At 54.3% G+C, this 16,490-nt stretch carries 17 protein-coding genes, 1 tRNA gene and 1 pseudogene; 11 read left to right on the top strand and 8 right to left on the bottom strand.

The annotated features are described in order from the left end of the window. The first annotated feature begins 2 nt into the window (after window positions 1–2). From fni to NVIE_RS03915, 5 genes and pseudogenes are all read left to right on the top strand, one after another. Window positions 3–1,091: a type 2 isopentenyl-diphosphate Delta-isomerase gene (gene fni / locus NVIE_RS03935; RefSeq protein WP_227717469.1), complete on the top strand. Its 1,089-nt coding sequence runs from the start codon at window positions 3–5 to the stop codon at window positions 1,089–1,091. A gap of 11 nt (window positions 1,092–1,102) precedes the next feature. Then, window positions 1,103–2,095 carry a polyprenyl synthetase family protein gene (locus tag NVIE_RS03930; RefSeq protein WP_075055980.1) on the top strand — a complete coding sequence of 331 codons (993 nt, stop codon included), beginning with the start codon at window positions 1,103–1,105 and terminating at the stop codon, window positions 2,093–2,095. 4 nt (window positions 2,096–2,099) lie between these two features. Then, window positions 2,100–3,836, top strand: coding sequence for a glutamate--tRNA ligase (gltX, locus tag NVIE_RS03925; protein ID WP_075054120.1), 1,737 nt, complete (start codon window positions 2,100–2,102; stop codon window positions 3,834–3,836). A gap of 7 nt (window positions 3,837–3,843) precedes the next feature. Continuing rightward, window positions 3,844–4,713: a fumarylacetoacetate hydrolase family protein gene (locus NVIE_RS03920; protein ID WP_075054119.1), complete on the top strand. Its 870-nt coding sequence runs from the start codon at window positions 3,844–3,846 to the stop codon at window positions 4,711–4,713. Between the two features lie 119 nt (window positions 4,714–4,832). After that, window positions 4,833–5,684 (top strand): annotated as a pseudogene (locus tag NVIE_RS03915) (arginase family protein); the annotation flags it as partial. A gap of 36 nt (window positions 5,685–5,720) precedes the next feature. Here NVIE_RS03915 and NVIE_RS03910 read toward each other — a convergent pair. Next, window positions 5,721–7,925 (bottom strand): CDC48 family AAA ATPase, encoded by a 2,205-nt coding sequence (locus tag NVIE_RS03910; protein ID WP_075054117.1) that lies wholly within the window; start codon window positions 7,923–7,925, stop codon window positions 5,721–5,723. Window positions 7,926–8,037: 112 nt separating this feature from the next. Beyond that, on the bottom strand, window positions 8,038–8,646 hold the full coding sequence (locus NVIE_RS03905) for a DUF1326 domain-containing protein (protein WP_075054116.1): 609 nt from the start codon (window positions 8,644–8,646) through the stop codon (window positions 8,038–8,040). 135 nt (window positions 8,647–8,781) lie between these two features. Here NVIE_RS03905 and NVIE_RS03900 point away from each other — a divergent pair, with 135 nt between their 5' ends. Beyond that, window positions 8,782–9,279, top strand: a complete 498-nt coding sequence (locus tag NVIE_RS03900; RefSeq protein ID WP_075054115.1) for a hypothetical protein — start codon at window positions 8,782–8,784, stop codon at window positions 9,277–9,279. Window positions 9,280–9,285: 6 nt separating this feature from the next. Here the strand turns inward: NVIE_RS03900 and NVIE_RS03895 are convergent, their stop codons facing one another. Then, window positions 9,286–9,573: a hypothetical protein gene (locus tag NVIE_RS03895; RefSeq protein ID WP_144239476.1), complete on the bottom strand. Its 288-nt coding sequence runs from the start codon at window positions 9,571–9,573 to the stop codon at window positions 9,286–9,288. Window positions 9,574–9,677: 104 nt separating this feature from the next. Here NVIE_RS03895 and NVIE_RS03890 point away from each other — a divergent pair, with 104 nt between their 5' ends. Continuing rightward, window positions 9,678–10,520, top strand: a complete 843-nt coding sequence (locus NVIE_RS03890) for an FAD-binding oxidoreductase (RefSeq protein WP_075054113.1) — start codon at window positions 9,678–9,680, stop codon at window positions 10,518–10,520. A gap of 63 nt (window positions 10,521–10,583) precedes the next feature. After that, the gene (locus tag NVIE_RS03885) at window positions 10,584–10,910 is read left to right on the top strand and encodes a hypothetical protein (RefSeq protein WP_075054112.1); all 327 of its coding nucleotides are present in this window, start codon (window positions 10,584–10,586) and stop codon (window positions 10,908–10,910) included. Between the two features lie 6 nt (window positions 10,911–10,916). On the opposite strand, the gene NVIE_RS03880 is transcribed toward NVIE_RS03885, so the two are convergent. Both NVIE_RS03880 and NVIE_RS03875 read right to left on the bottom strand, forming a co-directional pair. Further along, window positions 10,917–12,449, bottom strand: a complete 1,533-nt coding sequence (locus NVIE_RS03880) for a B12-binding domain-containing radical SAM protein (RefSeq protein ID WP_075055979.1) — start codon at window positions 12,447–12,449, stop codon at window positions 10,917–10,919. A 117-nt stretch (window positions 12,450–12,566) separates the two neighbouring features. Then, window positions 12,567–12,983, bottom strand: a complete 417-nt coding sequence (locus NVIE_RS03875) for a bis(5'-nucleosyl)-tetraphosphatase (protein ID WP_144239475.1) — start codon at window positions 12,981–12,983, stop codon at window positions 12,567–12,569. Between the two features lie 103 nt (window positions 12,984–13,086). Here NVIE_RS03875 and NVIE_RS03870 point away from each other — a divergent pair. From NVIE_RS03870 to NVIE_RS03860, 3 genes are all read left to right on the top strand, one after another. Continuing rightward, window positions 13,087–13,163, top strand: a tRNA-Ala gene (locus NVIE_RS03870). Between the two features lie 172 nt (window positions 13,164–13,335). Then, window positions 13,336–13,824 carry a hypothetical protein gene (locus NVIE_RS03865; RefSeq protein ID WP_144239474.1) on the top strand — a complete coding sequence of 163 codons (489 nt, stop codon included), beginning with the start codon at window positions 13,336–13,338 and terminating at the stop codon, window positions 13,822–13,824. 461 nt (window positions 13,825–14,285) lie between these two features. Continuing rightward, the gene (locus NVIE_RS03860; RefSeq protein ID WP_144239473.1) at window positions 14,286–14,519 is read left to right on the top strand and encodes a hypothetical protein; all 234 of its coding nucleotides are present in this window, start codon (window positions 14,286–14,288) and stop codon (window positions 14,517–14,519) included. Between the two features lie 88 nt (window positions 14,520–14,607). Here the strand turns inward: NVIE_RS03860 and NVIE_RS03855 are convergent, their stop codons facing one another. From NVIE_RS03855 to NVIE_RS03845, 3 genes are read right to left on the bottom strand one after another with little or no spacing between them, the layout of a single operon-like run. Further along, window positions 14,608–15,072, bottom strand: coding sequence for a hypothetical protein (locus NVIE_RS03855; protein WP_075054108.1), 465 nt, complete (start codon window positions 15,070–15,072; stop codon window positions 14,608–14,610). Between the two features lie 4 nt (window positions 15,073–15,076). Continuing rightward, complete coding sequence (locus NVIE_RS03850; RefSeq protein ID WP_227717467.1) at window positions 15,077–15,781, bottom strand: hypothetical protein; 705 nt, start codon at window positions 15,779–15,781, stop codon at window positions 15,077–15,079. After that, window positions 15,778–16,470, bottom strand: coding sequence for a class I SAM-dependent methyltransferase (locus tag NVIE_RS03845; protein WP_075054107.1), 693 nt, complete (start codon window positions 16,468–16,470; stop codon window positions 15,778–15,780). Before NVIE_RS03845 ends, NVIE_RS03850 begins: the two co-directional genes overlap by 4 nt. Window positions 16,471–16,490 lie beyond the last annotated feature (20 nt).

Here is a 16,490-nt window from a genome sequence, read left to right as displayed (position 1 = left end):
AGTTGCCTGACGCCGATGTGCCTTCTGACATTGAAATAATAAAGCAGCGCAAAAAGGACGGAATAGACATCCCTCTGCAAAAGGACGTGCAGGCCCGGACGACGTCGACGTACCTCGAATACGTAAAACTGGTGCACAATGCGCTTCCCGAGCTTGACTATGACGACATCGACCTTTCGACCAGGTTCCTGGGCCACAGGTTTTCTGCACCGTTGATAATCGACTCGATGACCGGCGGCACCGACGAGGCGACCGTAATAAACGGCAGGCTGGGCGAGCTTGCAGAAAAGTATGGCCTTGGCATGGGGCTTGGAAGCCAGCGCGCCGGCCTGAAAAGCGAAGAGCTGGCATCTACCTATTCAGTTGCGAGAAAGAACGCGCCAAACGCGTTCTTGATAGCAAACATTGGAGGCGCGCAGCTGGCCAAGGGGCTGTCGGTTGACGATGCAAGAAAGATAGTGAAGATGATAAGGGCAAACGCGCTCGTAGTCCACCTCAACCCGTTGCAGGAACTGGTACAGCCAGAGGGCGAGCCCCGCTACAAGGGCGTCCATGCAAAAATAGTAGAGCTTGTCAAGAGCATGGATGTGCCGGTGATCGTCAAGGAGGTCGGGGCAGGCATCTCGCGCGAAGTCGCGATAAAGCTGGAGATGGCCGGCGCCTCTGCGATAAACGTCGCCGGAGCTGGAGGGACGAGCTGGGCCGGCGTGGAAAAGCTGCGCGCCGACATGGTCAAGGACCGCAAAAAGGCGCGCCTTGGCGAGATGTTCTGGGACTGGGGCATGCCTACTGCCGCAAGCCTAATTGAAACAAGAAAGGCCGTGAAACTACCGCTTGTTGCGTCGGGCGGCCTCCGAAACGGCCTTGAAGTTGCAAAATGCATCGCGCTTGGCGCAAGCATGGCTGCGATGGCGTATCCCTTTTTGAAAGCCGCGGCGCAGTCAAGGGAAGCGCTTTTCGAGTTTGCAGACTCTGTCCTGGCAGAACTGCGCAGCACGATGTTCCTAGTGGGGGCTGCAAACGTGCGCGCACTTGCCAGCTCAAGGTATATATTGACAGGAGCTTTAGCACAAGAGGTTAGCCGCGCATGAGGGCAAGCAGCATGAAAAACGAACTTGATTCGTGCGCTTTTGCCGTCAACGAGTTCCTGCTTTCACAACTCGACGGCAAGCCAAAGGCGCTCTATCAAGCTTCGTCCCATTACATCAGGTCGGGAGGCAAGCGCCTCCGCCCATTCATGGTCATCAAGAGCTGCGAGCTGCTTGGCGGCGCGATAAAGCGCGCCCTTCCGGCGGCAGGGGCGGTGGAACTCGTGCACAACTTTACGCTCGTCCATGACGACATCATGGACAACGACGAGATGCGCCACGGCGTTGCAACCGTGCACCACCAGTACGGGCTCCCGCTTGCCATACTCGGCGGAGACATACTTTTCTCAAAGGCGTTTGAGATCCTTTCCTACAACGGAAGAAAGGTCGGCATCGGCGACAAAGAGATAACCGAGATGGTCGGCCGGCTTGCAAACTCGTGCACCGTCATCTGCGAGGGGCAGACAATAGACATCGACTTTGCTTCCAATACAAAGTTCCCAAGCGAGAGCCAGTATATCGACATGATTGGCAAAAAGACCGCCGCGCTCTTTGAGGTGTCGTGCGCCATGGGTGCACTGTCCTCACCTAATCCTGGTATCAAGGATGTGGACAACCTCGCCTCGTTTGGCAGGAACATCGGCGTGGCATTTCAGCTGGTGGACGACCTCATCGGGGCAATAGGCGACCCCAAGGTGACAGGCAAGGCCGCAGGAAACGACATCCGGGAGGGCAAAAAGACGCTTCCTATACTGCTTGCGCTGCGCAAGGCAAAGGGCGACGAGCGGGACAAGCTGATGAAGGTGTTCGGATCAAAGGCCGCGTCTGTACCGGAGATAAAGGACGCAGTCAAGGTCGTGTCGGACATGGGAATCGACGAGGACGTGAGAAACGCGGCGCGGCAGCACATGGCCAAGGCGCTTGCCTCTATCGAAGGTTATTCAAATGCCGACGCAAGGCGCTCGCTCCAGTTTGCCGCCGATTTTATCGTCGGCAGGAGTCTGTAGGCCCGTGCCACTTGACAGCGAAATCGAAAGGCTTGCCAAGACGCTTGCGCTGAAAAACGCGCTAGAGCACGGAGGCAAGGCGGCGTTTGACGCGGTGATTTCCAAGTTCATAGGCTCACGTCCTGACAAGCGGTCCGAGATCAAGTCGCTGATACCGGACATAAAGGCAGTCGTGCAGGCGGTAAACGCCATGCCTGCCGCGGAGCAAAAGGCGCTTTTGGAGCAGCTTGCGCCCGGTGAGCTTGAAGCCAAAAAGCACGTCGAGTCCGGCCCGCGCCTTCCCCCGCTTGAAGGTGCAGTCATGGGAAGCGTGGTGACGCGGTTCCCTCCAGAGCCAAACGGCTACCCTCACATCGGGCACGCCAAGGCCGCGATAATCGACGAGGAATATGCCCGCATGTACCAGGGCAAGCTTATCCTGCGCTTTGACGACACCAACCCGCTCAAGGAAAAACTGGAATACTATGACGCAATAGCGGAAGGACTGAAGTGGCTTGGAGTCAAGCCGGACATCGTCAAGAACACTTCGGACGACATTTCAAAAATCCACGAGCTGGGAAAAAAGCTGGTGGAGACAGGCGGCGCGTACGTGTGCACGTGCAGCCAGGACAAGATCCATGACCTGCGGGGAAAGGGCCTGCCATGCGAGTGCCGGCTCGACCATTCGATTGCGCTTGACAGGATAGGCAGGATGTTTGACGGCTCGTACGAGCAGAATCAGGCCATAATCCGCTTCAAGGGCGACATGGCCGACCAGAACACCGCAATGCGCGACCCTACGCTCTTTCGCATAATCGAAGGTGAGCACCCCCTGCTTGGGAACAGGGTCAGGGTGTGGCCCACGTACGACTTTGCCGCGCCAGTGGAGGACAGCCTCGACGGCGTGACACACGCCATGAGGACCAAAGAGTACGAGCTGCGCAACGCGCTGTACTTTGCGATACTTGACCGGCTTTCCATGCGCAAGCCGGCTATGATCGAGTTTTCCCGCCTGGAATTTGAAGGAATACCTGTGTCAAAGCGAAAGATCCGCCCGCTCATAGACAATGGCACGATATCAAGCTGGGACGACCCGCGCCTTCCGACGCTTTCTGCGTTCCGGCGCCGCGGCTTTGTGCCGGAGGCGATACGCAAGTTCGTGCTGTCGCTTGGAATAACGCTTGCAGAGACCAAGCCGCCGTTTGAGTCTCTTGAAGCATACAACAGGAAGGTAATCGACCCGACATCCATGCGCCTGTTCTTTGTGCGCGACCCTGTTGAAGTGCGGATTGAAGGTGCAACGCCGCTGGAGGTGACGCTCAAGAACCACCCGACCGACGCGTCTCTGGGCTCAAGGAAGGTAAGGGTGTCAGATAGAGTATACATTGCCGGCGAAGATGCCGCAAACCTAAAGGCAGGCGATGAAGTGCGCCTCATCGAGCTTTACAATATCCGCATAAAGGAAATCATAACACAGGGCGGAAAGGTGGCGTCAATAATCGCCCAAGTCGGCGGCGACGAAATCCGCCAGTCGATGCCAAAGATCCAGTGGATTGCAAAGAATGATATAGTTGACTTCAAAGTTATGATTCCCAAGGAACTGTACATAGGTGAGGAGTACAACACGAACAGCCTTGAAATAGCAAAAGGTGGGGTAGAGTCATTTGCGGCCGCCCTTGCGCCTGACACCTGCGTCCAGTTCGTGAGGTTCGGGTTCTGCCGCATCGACGGCAACAACACCGCCATACTGACGCACAGGTAGGCATGCAATGAAGATAGCAAGAATAAACGATTCCAAGTTTCAGGAAACATATGCGCTGGTCTCTGACGACGGCAAGCGCCTGGTCACGCGCCAAGAGATCCAGGAACAGACGGGCATACCGGTGCCCCCAAGCATCAAGGATTTCATGTTCAACGGCTGGCTCGACGAGGTCAGAAAGTCAAAAGACAGGTTAACATTCAAGCACAAGGTCGAGGAGGCAGACCTGCTTGTTCCGATACCAAACCCGCCAAAAATAGTGTGCCTTGCGTTCAACTATTACGACCATGCACGCGACGCCGGCCTGACGCCTTCTGACGAGCCGGTGATCTTTTTAAAGCCCCGGACCGCGCTCAACAAGCCCTACGGCGAGGTCCACTGCCCGTCCTTTGTCACAAGGCTGGACTACGAGGCCGAGCTTGCAGTGATCATCGGCAAGCAGGCGAAAAAGCTCTCGGAGGAAGAAGCGCTTGACTGCGTGTTTGGCTACATGATATTCCACGACGTTTCCGCGCGTGACATCCAGTTCAAGGACAAGCAGTTTACGCGGGGCAAGGGCATCGACACCTTTGCGCCCTGCGGCCCGTGGATAACCACCAAGGACGAGGTGCCAGACCCGCAGAACCTGATGATAACCACCAAGGTAAACAGCGAGACTAGGCAGAATTCCTCGTCAAGCAACATGGTCCTTTCAATAAGGCGCATAATCTCAGGGCTCACCCGCACGATGACGCTGGAGCCCGGCGACATCATTTCAACAGGCACGCCTGCAGGCGTTGCCATGTCGATGAAGGAGCCGCGCTACCTGAAAAATGGCGACGTCGTCGAGATAGCCATCGAAAGGCTCGGCACGATAAGGCACAAGATATTGTTCCAGTGACTCCTCTCTGGCGCTGCCGCTTTCTACGTACCAAGCCTTAAACGCATGTCGCGGCATGTAAATAGTGGCTTGCAACCGAGCGTGCTTGGCGTTCCGACCAATTCCGCCGGGAAAGAAGCGGGGTTGCCAACGCGCCTTGTGCCCTCCGCAAGGCAGGGCTGCTGCACGCGCTTGGCAATCTGCATGAAGCCTGTGACGAAGGTGACGTGACCTTTGCCGCACCTTCTACAAAACGCGACGCGCACTCGGGGATAATTGCGTACAGCTCGCTCATCTCTATGGTCAGGCAGGTGCGCTCCAGCGTCGGCCGCATCCTCGGGGAAGGCAGGTTCCCGCTTGTTATAGGGGGCGATTGTCCTGTCCTACTTGGCTGCCTGGCAGCGTCTGCGGACATCTTTTCTAAAACCGGCCTGCTGTTTGTAGACGGGCACGAGGATGCCTATCCTGCGCACAAGTCACCCGCGGGCGAAGCTGCCGACATGGAACTTGGGTTTGCCCTCGGCCTTCAGGTCCCGCCACTGCTTGCAAAAGCCGTCCGCACGCCTCTGGTTGACGCCTCTGCGGTCTGCATGCTTGGGCCCCGGGACAAAAAGTACCTGCAGCATGCGAACGTCCCGTCGCTGGATAGAATGGTGGCAGAGTTTTACAGCGACGTTGCTTTGCGCAACAGTGACAACTGCATGGAAGACCTTGTAAGCAGGGCCGTAGGGCGATTGTTGTCCTCCCGGACCAAAAGGGTGTGGCTCCACATGGACCTGGACGTGCTTTCAACCCGGTCTCTTTCCGCGGTGGACTACCCGCAGCCCGGCGGCCTAAACCGGAGGCAGCTTGAAAGGATCGGCAGGGCTGCCATGGGTTCGGGCAAGATAGCAGGATGCAACCTGACGATATACAATCCTGACCTTGACGGGGGCCGCTCTGCCGGCCGGATTGTCAAGTGCCTGGAAAAAATACTGTCTGCCGGGCGCTAATGGCGCAACCAACGGTTCAAAGATTAACTGACTGGGCTACCTGTAATATGGCCGTGAAACTCTTCTTTCATCAGGCTTCATGTCCCTTTGTGCCCTGATCTTTTTGACTGCCTCTTCAAAGTCGTGCATTGTTATGCGTGCTTCTGAAGCGTGCTTGGTAGCTTCCTCAGGCGTTGGATACCTGGATAGATATTTGTGCAGTACAAGCGACACTGCAGTGTTTACAACTGCACTAGCGTCCGCTCCGCTAAAACCGTCTGTAATATCAGACAGCCTTTGCAAGTCAATATCGCCAGGCTTGATGGGCTTTCCTTTCGCATAGATTTCAAAGATCCTCTTCCTCGTCGTCTTGTCAGGGTTTGGTACGAAAACAATCCTGTCAAACCTGCCCGGCCTCAGCAGGGCAGGGTCCACCATGTCCGGCCTGTTAGTTGCGGCCAAAACGACTACTCCGCGGAGCTCAGAGATCCCGTCCAGCTCTGTGAGTATCTGCGAGACCACCCTCTCCGTAGAGCCTGCGCTGACGCCATTTCCTGCCCCGCCCCTTGTTGTTGCAATGGAATCAATCTCGTCAAAGAATATGACGCATGGCGATGCCTGCCTGGCGCGCCTGAACACTTCTCTGATGCCGCGCTCTGACTCGCCGACCCATCCGCTTAGCAGTTCTGGGCCCTTTATGCTGATAAAGTTGGCCTCAGACTCTGACGCAACCGCCTTGGCAAGCATGGTCTTGCCGGCGCCAGACGGTCCATGAAGCAGGATGCCTTTTGGAATAGAGTGCCCCAGCTTGGCGTAAAGATCCGGGTATTTTAGCGGCCACTCGACAGCTTCTTGCAGTTCCCGCTTTATCTGTTCGAGCCCGCCGATGTCGCTCCAGCTAACATCAGGCGATTCCAGGAATACTTCCCTCATGGCCGAGGGCATCACGTCCTTTATTGCCTGGTCAAAGTCGCCTTGCGTTATGACGAGTTTGTCAAGAGTTTCAAGTGGAACTTGCTCTTGCTCCAGGTCCAGCTCTGGCAGCATCCTTCTCAAGCATTTCATGGCAGCCTCTTTGCACAGGTATTCAAGGTCTGCACCAACAAAGCCGTGCGTGATGGCCGCAATTCTCGATTGATCGACGTCGCTTTGCAATGGCATGTTGCGGGCGTGGATCTGGAGGATTTCCAGCCGGCCAGACCTGTCTGGCACTTTGATCTCTATCTCCCTGTCAAACCTGCCGGGCCTTCTCAAGGCAGGATCGACTGCGTTTGGCCTGTTTGTGGCGGCGATGACGATGACTCCTCCCCTTGCCTCCAGGCCGTCCATGAGGGAGAGTATCTGGGATACGATTCTTCTTTCAACCTCGCCCGTGACTTCCTCCCTCTTTGGGGCAATAGAGTCGATCTCGTCAACAAACATTATGGTTGGAGCCTTTTCCCTTGCTTCTTTGAATATCTCCCTCAAGCGCGCCTCCGATTCACCGTAGAACTTGCTCATTATTTCCGGGCCGGAGATGCTGATGAAATGGGCATTGCTTTCGCTAGCTACCGCCTTTGCCAGCAAGGTCTTGCCTGTGCCTGGCGGCCCGTACAGCAGCACGCCCTTTGGAGCTTCAATGCCGAGTTTCTCGAAAATCTCGGGATGGCGAAGAGGAAGCTCTATCATCTCGCGGACTTTTTGTATCTCTTCCCTTAGGCCGCCGATATCTTCGTACGATACCTGGGTAAACCCGCGCAAAGTCTCGCCCACTTCTGTAATGTCAAACGTAGTTTCCTGCGTCACGAGGGCGGCAGACTCTGACGTTACAGCTGGCGTGACGCCGGCAATCTGGAAAGTGAGCCTCCCTCCAAAATAAGGGATCATGACATTGTCGCCTTTGACTATCGGGGTGGTCTCTAGCGCGTCGGCAAGGTACCTTTCATTAATGGGAGGGATCGCCTCAAGGGGCGTCACTATGACTTTCTGGGCTGGTATGGCTTTTATCTTCTTGACAACTACATTGTCGCCTATCGCGACGCCCGCGTTGTTTCTCACAAGGCCATCCACCCTGATGATGCCCTTGCTCTCGTCTGACGGGTAAAGGGGCAAGCACTTGGCTACCGTCCTGCGCTCTCCCCTGACTTCGATAATATCGCCAGTGCTTACATGCAGCGAATCCATGGTTTGATAATCAATTCTGGCAACTCCGCGGCCGACATCCCTTGTATATGATTCAAGGGCCTTGAGGTGTAATGCACTGTTACCATTGCTTAGACTCATGGCTTTGGTACATCGTGTGTACACGACAAAATCGCTAATGAATGTTTAGACCGGTGATAATATAATGAGCAACAAGATCTAGTCTTTGGTTGTTACTAGATTCTATCCATCGCTACGGCGCGTATGCAAATTTTGAATAGAATCCATTCTTACCAGAATTGTCCCACTTCATGTCATGGTCACTAAATCTATGTTTTACGGATTTTGCAACGGTTATGGGAAACCCGGGTGCCCCATACAACTGCGGGTTGGTAATAACAGCCTCCGTTTTCTGGTCTGCTCCTGTTATTCCCTCGATGGTCAAGTCCAAAGCAGAGGGAATTTGAAGAGAACGCTTTTTGCCATCAGCCTCGAACAGTATTGGCACCGAGCGCACACCGACAATTTCGCCTATCAAGCCTGCTATAACTCCAAAGAAACCTCCCGCTTGTCCTGAATAAATCTTGCCAAGTGCATCCGCCTGTTCTTTCGTGGCGTGCTCATCCAAATAAAGGGCAGCTTTCCATTTTGGACCTGTAAGCATGTTTCCCGGCGTATGAAATACTGCCACAACGTTCAAGCCGTCAAGCCTGGTACTCTCATAGTGTCCGGTCTTGATATGCCAGGCACAGGTAAGATTGCATTCTCCTTGGTCTGGGTTACCCATGAAAATGCACGGACAGACGGTTTCGCAATTACATGATTCAAAGTAGTCACCCTCGAGTTTCCATCCATCTGGCATGATAGGTTAGATATACTGTCGCGCTATAAAAATTAGAATGGGTCTAGACCAAAGATGAGCTTCTATCTGTTACCGCTTGAATACGTCTTGGCTTTAAATAATTATTTATAACAAAATCCCCCGCAGTATTGCCGGTTGAATAACAACAAGCCAAGGATGGTTGCGGCAAAGACGTTCTTTGCACGCATGAACGAGGGCAGATCCCAGTGGCTCTCGGAGGCGCAGATGCTAAAGGAATGCGAGGAATTCTTTGGGCACAACGGCTACGATGACCTTGACCGCGACGTCACGTTTGCCGGCCACCAGAACTTTACGTCGCCAATAATAGGCTCAAACGAGCTTGAAACCATTGCCACGATGTTCCGCCCAAGACTTGACAAGTATGACATGGGGTTCTTTGGAACGCTTGAATCCGCGCTCTATGACGTCATCGACAACCACGACAAGGCCACCCTGATGCTTGCGACCGACTCGCTTTCCTACGACCCGATTACAAAAATAGAAGAGATTGGAGTTGCAATAGAGAACCTGATGGACGAAGGCATGTACCTTCTCTTTGTAAACGGCAGGCTGTCGTACGCGCTGTTTGACGATTTCAAGAAGCTGACTGCGCCGGTCCCGGTACAGGACTGACTGCTGCTATTGTTGCTTCTTTTCGACCTGCTTTGACAGTCGCACCACTTCGCCCTCCAGTAGCCGGGCGTAGTGCTCCCACGAGTTGGACACTTTGGCGCGGATGTTTGCCAGCTGTATCGACAGGTTGAGGGCCTCAAGGCAGGTTTCTAGCGACCGCTCGGTTGCAAAGTCGTTCATGGCCTTGCCAAACCTCGTGGCAATCTTGCGCTGCTCGTCGCTCTGTTCGTTTATCGCCTGGTTCAGCTCGTCTATCTCGTCAGAGTTTCTGCCCTTCATCCATCTTCCTGCCATAAAGTAGCAATGTACGATTCCAGATTAATTAATTGCGGATTACGATTCATACAGTTGAAAGCGTAACAATGTATTTATTATACAGCCAAGGAGCTGTGAACTATATGGTCGTTGACAACAAGGGCAAGATCACGTACCTCCAGATAATCAAGGAGGATCTTGCGGTGTTCAGGATAACCCCAGAAAACGGTCAGATTCCTGACTTTAAGGCCGGGCAGTTCCTCACCATTGGCACCCACGTGCCAAGCGAGGGCAAGATAATCAGGCGCGCCTACTCCATCGCGTCGCCTCCCGAGCAGAAAAAGCACTGGGAACTTTACATCCGCTGGGTCAGAAAGCCGGTCCCCGGCAGGCTGACGACGCAGCTGTTCAACATGAAGGAAGGCGACGAGATCTCTTGGGTCAGGCCGACTGGCATTTTCACCATAAACGAAAAGATGCACGACGGGAGCCCCGACAACCGCAGGATGGTCCTCATCGGCGGCGGAACGGGCCTTGCGCCGTTTGTCTCGTACTCCATGCACCTGCACGCCACGCAGAGCAAGCGCGAAATCGTGGTGCTGCATGGCGCAAGTTACGTCGACGAGCTGGGATACCGCGAGCTGCTCACCTCGCTGGAAGAGGAGAGCCTTGACAAGGGCAAGGACAAGTGGAACTTCCGCTACCGCGCCTCTGTCAGCAGGCCGCAGGAATGGTTCAACAGGACCTGGGACGGCCAGAAGGGCAGGGTAGAGTCCTTCCTGAGGCCCAAGGCCGGCAAGGACCTGTCGCCACTTGAAGAGCTCGTTGGCGAAAAGGTGACGCCGGAGAACACGTCGTTCTACATCTGCGGATGGCAGGGAACCGTGGATGGTGCGCTGGACTACCTCATACCAAAGGGGTTCGTCACCGAGCGCAACAAGCGCAAGGACGGATCGTACGACATCAAGTTCGAGTCGTACGGCTAGCCTATTTCTTTCTCTCTTCTTTTTTGTTAAAACCTTTTATTTCTGTCATAGCGCACACCAAGCATGAAATTTGAGTATGAAGAATTCAACACCATAGAGGACGTTTTTCTCTATCTCGTATCTGTAGCCCCCTACGGCAAGCAGGTCATGCCCATCAGCTCTTACAAGGGCTACGTGTTCTCGCTAATCCCGCTCAGCCCGCTTACAGGCGAACTTTTGATGATGGTCTACACAAAGGGCAACCTGGACACGGGACTTGTCGAGTTTGACGTGTCCACCAAAAAGTTCCGCATGGTGCCGGCAGTAGAGCGCGCCGACAGGAACTACTTTATCGTGCTCACTCCAAAGACCGCCACGCTTGCCGACGAGGCAATAAATGGCCTGAAATAAACAGGACTAGAGTTTCTTTGGCAGCGGCGCCGTGACGGACCTCTTGTTCGTGTAGCGGGCGACAATGTCCTCCGGCAGCTGGCCTGCAAACAGATCCTTTGACAGCCCGCGCAGGTACTTCATTATTGCCCACGTCCCTGCCTTTATGAGGAGCGCCATGAACACCTTCATCATCGGGCCGTACGACTTGTTCCTGATGATTATCGGGATGATGTCGTTGATCACGCGCAGGTTGTGCTGCCAGCACATCCAGAACAGCGTGAACTGCGCCTCGTTGAGGTTGCCAAAGTGCATCGAGTTCTTTTCAGAGAAGTCCTGGTAGAGAAGTGGGGCGACAATGCCGCGCATATTCGTCTGCTTGAAGTCCTCGATGAGGTCGATGGTGTACTGCGTCTCGTCCGGCGTTTCGTCGGGCCAGCCGATGATGAGCGTGAGCGCCGGGAACCAGTGGTTGTCGTTGAGGATCTTGCATCCTTCCCTCACCACTGCGCCCCATTCCTCTGGCTGGAACGGCTTGGTCTTTACTCCAAGGTGCTTCTTGACCATCCTTGGCGCGACCGTCTCGATGCCGAGGTTGGTTGCAAGCCACCTTCCGCCTGCCACGTCCATCTCGTTTATCTGTGATAGCTTCTTTATCAGGTCCGGCGACGAGGCGACCGCAGAAAGCGTCATGTGTGTGGTGCCAACAAAGCGGGCGCCAGTCGATTTCAGGCCGCTCCACAGGTGGGTAATCGCGTCTGCGTTTGGCACAAAGTCCTTGTTGTCGCAGCCGTAAAGGAGCATCTCGTCTGACTGGAGCCATATCGAGTCAAAGCCATAGTCGAGGTTGAGTTTTGCTTCCTGCTGGAGGCGCTCCAGCGGAAAGTCCTTCTTGGTCCTCTTGTTCACGTCGCAAAAGTCGCATCCCCTGCCGCAGCCGCGCATCGCCTCGATGAGCGAGTTGACGGTCGGGCCCTGCATCATCGGCACGTTTTCAATGTTGCGGACAAAGGTGTGGAGCAACTCTGGCGCGTCGCCTGCCTCGAGGTCGTGGAACAGATCCAGCGCAAGTTCGTCGGCCTCGCCGATGACTACAGTGTCGATGCCGTGGATCTTCATCCTGTCTGGCTTGGCCAGCTCCCACGAGCCGTTTCCGCCGACAACGACTTTGAAATTGTATTTCTTTTTTAGCTGGATGATGGAAGCGCACATCTTCTTGAACTTCATGGCGACGTACGACAGTTTCTCCGGCGACATTGTGGTGGTCACCGGCGCCATGCCGAGCGGGTCCATGACGTTGATGCCGACCACCTTGGTCTCGGGGCCTATGCACTTTTCAAGCATCTCTGGGTGGGCAAGGAAAATGTCGTCGCGCTTGTACTCTTTCAGGAGGGCGCCTTCAATCCTGCGAAGGCCGCACTGCGCGACCTTGACCCCGCCTGTGGCATTGTCTGTCTCGACCGACGGGCAGAATATCTTGTCAAAGACAAACTCGGGCACAAGCTCGTAGGGGCCGCAGGCGATAAAGCCGTAGAGGAAGTTGCCCCTGTAATTGGTCATAAGGCTGCGGTCCGCAGTCAATACTATCCTTTTGCCACCTGATACTACCATCTTATGCGTTTACTCGTGCGTGCTTGGCTATAAATAAACCTATTACCCTTTTTTACACTCTGACAGTTAGTAAAGGCCCTTCTGGTGTCCCCTGTCAAGGATCTGCCGCAATTTTGCGTGGTCAAGGAGCGAGAATGCGTCCTTGAGGGTCGCCCACCGCGAGTCTGCGTGCTCTTCGGAGATCTTGATCTCCCTAGTAGAGGTCGTCGCAAAGTAGAAACTCACCTGCTTTTCAGAGCGCATGCCGTCGCCCTTGAAGTACGAGTAGGTTATCTTGCCGATGTACATGTGGACTTTGATCTCGCTGATTCCCGTTTCCTCTTTTACTTCGCGAACAAGCGTCTGGATGTCGGTTTCCCCTTTCTCCTTGTGGCCCTGCGGAAAGCCCCAGAACCCGCGCCTGTTTCTGAGCAGCAAAAACTCTGCTGCCGTGTCTTCGGGCATGAATTTTATCACAGCGCCAACCGACTGCTCAAGTGCCACTTTGCGTACGTGTCTGTTCAAGGCTGCTGCCAATAATAATAGTTTGTTTTTGTGTTTAAACGTATTAATATCGACTTACGGACTGAACAATAACGACAAGGTTGGGCCGGTCGTCTAGTCCGGTAGGATACGGCATTGGCATTGCTGAGGTCGTGGGTTCAAATCCCACCCGGTCCACCATATTCCTAATCTCTAGTAGCATATGTAATATCGGCCTGCGCGCATCTTTCATCAAATTTCTTCGCGAAAGAACAGCAGCTGTGGATCAGCATGTAACATCGTTCTATGCCTTGCATATATCTTGGACTGCGGCCATCGACAGTCATTTAAGAATGATCGGAGATACTTTTCCATGGAAGGTACGAAAAAAAGAACTGCCGTTCTTCTTCTATCTTCAGCCATCCTTGTAGCAGCAGGACTTGTCGCAATAGGTTCTGGATTCTCTGCCGCGCTAGCTACCACAACAATGACGACCCCTTCAGTCCCGCCGGTAAACCTAAAGACCGACAACGGATCGGTAGATGTCGTCGTAGACTGGTCCCCAAAAGAAATACAGCAGGGGCAGGCTGCCGAATTTAGCATCAACTTTAAGGATCCTTCTTCGGGCGCTTTGTTAGAGCATGTAAACTATAGCCTTGAAGTAAAGGATGCGGGCGGAAACACGATTGAATCGCTAACGGATCAGCATGTGCATGCGGGGGAAGCTGTCCAGATGATAACGTTTGACAATACCGGCGATTTCCAGCTCACGATAACAGTGCTTGGAACCGGGTTAGAAATGCCATTTGATACAAGCCACAGTGGCACTGCAGCGACATCTGTAATGGTGGCATCATCCTGAAATTTTTTATTGTCTCTATCCATCTGCCTGCCATATGTGCTAATCCATAGTCCAAAGTGAATAAGATAGACGACAGAGAAAGAGGAATGAATTGCATTTGCCTTACCTAGTCGTGGGCTCAAATCCCGCAGGCCCGAGTCATCATATTTTTTCATGCGCCCGTCCGCCCAAAGTGGGCGTTGCTCCTCATTCAAACTACAGAATGGCCGAATGGATAGGCTGCTAAAATAGGCTAGCTCTGTCTTGCCGATTTTTTTATAACAATTTGCTGCATGCTCAACTACAACGAATCATACGACAGAAGGCAATAGACGAAGATAGAATGTCCTGCAATACATGCAGGCTTGCCGCAGCGGGCGAAAATCTGTTTGCGACAACACGCTGTTGTTTATTATGAACAACAGCCTATCGTGCATTTTGAACATACAGAACTTTTTTATATCATAATATTTTTTTCGAATGTGCAGAAGAACGACGAAAAGTACTGCGACAGAATGGAAGATGCATTTCTAAGAGCCTGTGATATTTTTGAACATTCTACAGTTAACGTGCTAATGTACCACCTTGAAGAGACATACCACATACGCTTTAAACCGCCGTGTTCTACTCTTGAAGATATTGAAGCGGCCCTGTTTGACATAACGGGCACTGGTGCAGGACTGATAATAAAGAGAATGGAAAAGTTTCTGGACTAGCTCCCGTGTTTTTGTTGTTTTTCGCAGGCAGGTCTATTTTGGCAAATCGGCTGCCAAGACTGCGATATTGAGAACGAAATTGGATTTCCTAAATCAAAATGTCTTCCCTTATCTCAAACGCTGCTTTTCCGCGGTGCATTATCCTGTAAACGCGGTAGGGGTGCCTGTCCCGGCCAAGGCCAAACCGGACCAGCCTGCGGCAGGTCTCTAATCCTGCGTTGTGGATGACGGTGCCGATTCCTCCCTTTCCCTGCATCAACTTGCGCACGATTTGCGCCGGCAGGAACTTGCAGTAGATTTTGGACCGGGCGCGCACAAGCGGCCTGCCGTTTGCGGAAATGACGACCTCGCGCCGGATTATGCCATCGACAAGGGCCTGCCTGACCACCTTTACTTCTACTGCCGATCCTGCGAGGATGCTGAGCACCTGCTCCACCGTGCCTGTCTCGGCAAGCAGGATCTTTTGCTCGGTGCTCAGGGCTACGCCCTTGCGCCGCTCGAGCGCGGCTATCATTTTCAGGACCCTGCTCCCAAAGTCGCCTGCATCCTTCATGATCTCATCCCGCGACCGCCCTTGCAGCAACAAGCACCAGAGAAAACGCGATTGTGGAAAGGCTCAGCAGTTTCAGCCTGCCTTCAAGCCTCTTTGCAAGAGCAGGGCTGCCGCCCTCCCTCTTTAGCTGCTTGTAGGGCCGGGACATCCTTATCTCTGCCGTGCTTGCAAGGCCTGCCCCTGCCGCAGCCGCAAGCGGCGCCAGTGCGACAATATTGCCTGTCTGGATGACATAGCCTGCCACGACCGGGAGGGCGCCCCACGACGCTGCGAACCAAAAGTTGGTGTGGAACCTCCCTCCCCAGATCTCAAAGTTGTACGCAAAGAGCAGGAATCCTTCAAGCACAGCCACTATGGCAAGCGCAGGCACGTACAGCACGATGTAATAGATGCCAATCGCGTAGGCGCCCGCAAGCGACAGGATCAAAAGCGCCGCCATCTGCCTGCGCGTAAAGTATGCGCCCCACGGCTTGGCCTTTTTTGACCCGATGGCGTCGGCCGCATGCGCGCCGACCCCAAGCGCCAGCGCGTAGACAAGTGCGATTGCGCCCGCCCTGTCCCAGTGGATGTCCGGAGCAAGCATGGCGCCAACCAGCGTAAAGGCGATGCACATGCCCGTGTACGGGAGGAACAGCAGGCCCACAAACGCGCGGAACCTCGGCGGGCCAAACCTCGGCACGAACCATTCGTTCATGCGGCTCTCTGTCACGGCTTTTTCGCCACCACCATGCCTGTCGTGCCAAGAGTGTAGCGCTTGCATTTGATGCCTGCAAACCCGCGCTCCTGCAGCGCCTCCTGCAGCGCGCCAGTCCAGTGCGACTCGCATATGACCCTGTCAAGGTCGCAAAACACGCCCTTCCATGACGAGCGCGCAAGCTCGCCTGCAACCCTCAATATCGCAAAGTAGAGCCTCCACAGGCCGTGCATGGCAGGATTTTCAGGGCATGTAAAATCGTGAAAGACTGCAATGCCTCCCGGCGCAAGCACGCGCCAGCACTCGCCGGCCAGAGCCCGCAGGTCGACGTACTTGGCAAGGTACGACGATATCACCGCATCAAACGTCCCGTCCCTGTAGGGAATGGCCTCCGCAGTCGCCTGCACGCAAGCAAGCGGCATTTTTCTGCGTGCCATTTGCAGGTATTCAAACGTAAGGTCAAGCCCTGTCACCCTGCCCCTGCTCCCTGCATCAACCATTGCGGCAAGTATGCCCGTCCCGCAGGCAAGGTCCAGGACCTTTTTTCTGGTTCTTATCTCTGCCAGGATCTGGCTCTTCCACGCCGCGTCGCGGCCAAAAGTCGTCGTCCTGACCACAAAATCGTAGCTTGGCGCCGTGTAAGAGTTGAAGAATTTCCTTGCGCTTGCGTGGCCTTTGTGGTGGACCAGCACTCTGCCGTACATCTCGCATAACTTGCTATTTT

It is taken from the genome of Nitrososphaera viennensis EN76 (genome assembly GCF_000698785.1).
GTDB classification, from domain to species: Archaea; Thermoproteota; Nitrososphaeria; order Nitrososphaerales; family Nitrososphaeraceae; genus Nitrososphaera; species Nitrososphaera viennensis.
Note: the sequence above shows the minus strand (reverse complement) of the source record. Positions and strands in the feature narration are given on the sequence as shown.

Bases quoted from the DNA above. Each gene is read 5' to 3' on its own strand.
- NVIE_RS03895 (WP_144239476.1), bottom strand. From the start codon at position 9,573: ATGGCAGGAAGATGGATGAAGGGCAGAAACTCTGACGAGATAGACGAG.
- NVIE_RS03930 (WP_075055980.1), top strand. From the start codon at position 1,103: ATGAAAAACGAACTTGATTCGTGCGCTTTTGCCGTCAACGAGTTCCTG.
- NVIE_RS03865 (WP_144239474.1), top strand. From the start codon at position 13,336: ATGGAAGGTACGAAAAAAAGAACTGCCGTTCTTCTTCTATCTTCAGCC.
- NVIE_RS03845 (WP_075054107.1), bottom strand. From the start codon at position 16,470: ATGTACGGCAGAGTGCTGGTCCACCACAAAGGCCACGCAAGCGCAAGG.
- NVIE_RS03885 (WP_075054112.1), top strand. From the start codon at position 10,584: ATGAAATTTGAGTATGAAGAATTCAACACCATAGAGGACGTTTTTCTC.
- NVIE_RS03920 (WP_075054119.1), top strand. From the start codon at position 3,844: ATGAAGATAGCAAGAATAAACGATTCCAAGTTTCAGGAAACATATGCG.
- NVIE_RS03890 (WP_075054113.1), top strand. From the start codon at position 9,678: ATGGTCGTTGACAACAAGGGCAAGATCACGTACCTCCAGATAATCAAG.
- NVIE_RS03910 (WP_075054117.1), bottom strand. From the start codon at position 7,925: ATGAGTCTAAGCAATGGTAACAGTGCATTACACCTCAAGGCCCTTGAA.
- NVIE_RS03905 (WP_075054116.1), bottom strand. From the start codon at position 8,646: ATGCCAGATGGATGGAAACTCGAGGGTGACTACTTTGAATCATGTAAT.
- NVIE_RS03880 (WP_075055979.1), bottom strand. From the start codon at position 12,449: ATGACCAATTACAGGGGCAACTTCCTCTACGGCTTTATCGCCTGCGGC.
- NVIE_RS03855 (WP_075054108.1), bottom strand. From the start codon at position 15,072: ATGAAGGATGCAGGCGACTTTGGGAGCAGGGTCCTGAAAATGATAGCC.